Annotated in this window: 1 protein-coding gene; it reads left to right on the forward strand. The window is 69.0% G+C overall.

Annotation, left to right across the window (positions count from 1 at the left end):
• Positions 1-1,579: DNRLRE domain-containing protein (locus AB0I77_RS53465; RefSeq protein ID WP_363290317.1), on the forward strand; the 1,579-nt coding region annotated here is incomplete at both ends.

Consider the following 1,579-nt stretch of genomic DNA (forward strand, 5'->3'; position numbering starts at 1 on the left):
GCTAAGGCACGGCCCGCCCAAAAGGCCGAGCGGGTCAAGGAACTGACGGCCCGCCGGACACCGTACTCCCGGTCCTGGCGGATGTCGGACGGGCGGGTGCAGTCCGAGGTCTCCGCGATACCCACCGCCTACGAGACGGGCAAGGGCGCGGAAGCCGAGTGGAAGCCCATCGACACCGCGGTCACCGACACCGACCGCAAGGGCTTCGAGAAGGCCAACACCACCAACGTGGCGCAGACCTGGTTCGGTTCACGCCCCGGTGAGCTGGTCCGTTTCGAACTCGACAAGGGCCACTGGGTCGCCATCGGCCTGAAGCACCCGGCGAAGGCACTGACCCCGAAGGTCGACGGCAACGTCGTCACCTACAAGGGCGCGCTGGGCGACGGAATCGACCTCTCCTACACCGTCGGCAACGGCAGTGTGAAGGAGAACATCGTTCTGGGCGAGCGGCCGAGGACGGCGCCCGCTTTCGAGTTCACCCTCACCACCGGCGGCCTGACCGCGAAGTCGCAGAAGAATGGCGCCATCGCTCTCTACGGCGAGAACTCCCCGGTCGGCGCACCGGCGTTGGTGATCCCCGCGCCGTTCATGACGGACGCGAAGAAGGACGTCGGCTCCGCCTACGGCACCGCCGGCTCCGACGCCGTCCGCCAGCAACTCACGGGCGGGAACGGGTCGTACGGGATCATCCTGAAGCCGGACGCCAAGTGGCTGGCGGCGCCGGAGCGAGCGTTCCCGGTGACGGTCGACCCGACCGTCACGATCGCGCCGACTCCGTCGCAGTCCGCCGACACGATGATCTCCTCGGACGACGCGGCCGCCAACTACGCGGACCTGTGGCGTCTTTCCGTCGGCAACACCAGCTCAGGCACCTCGCGCGCCCTGCTGAAGTTCGGCCTGTCCGGCATCCCGGCGGGCACCCACCTGGATTCGGCCGAACTGAAGCTGTACTACGACCAGACCCACACCACCGGCGCCACCGAGGTCCAGCTGGAGGCGCACCGGGCCACGACCGCGTGGACGGAGGACGGCGCCACCTGGAACAACGCCAACGGCATCACCGGTGAGCTGTCCGGCACGTCGGTCCTCGTCGACGACGGCGACTTTGGCACCACCGCCGCCACGGGCGCCTGGCCGACCTCCGGAAACACCGCGTACACCCAGTACGCGATCGGTCAGGACTACCGCTACAACAAGGACGCCACGGCGGGCGACAAGTACACCTGGCGGCCGAACCTCCCCGAGAACGGCGACTACCAGGTCGACGTGCACTACGTCCCGGCCTCCGACCGCGCGACGAACGCGCCGTACACGGTGACCTACGCGGGAGGCACCAAGACCTACCAGGTCGACCAGCAGGCGGGCACCGAGGGCCAGTGGAAGGCGCTGGGCAAGCACCCGTTCACGGCCGGCACCACCGGGCAGGTCGTGCTCGGCGACGGCCCCGCTTCGACGTCCACCGCCGTCCTCGCGGACGCGGTGCGCTTCACCAAGGGCGGCGTGGTCACCAAGAAGCCGCAGGAGGTCAACACCTGGCACGCCTTCCCGGTGACCAAGACCGTCCAGCAGTGGCTCGACG

The sequence above is a fragment of the Streptomyces sp. NPDC050619 genome, from assembly GCF_040654815.1.
Lineage (GTDB): Bacteria > Actinomycetota > Actinomycetes > Streptomycetales > Streptomycetaceae > Streptomyces.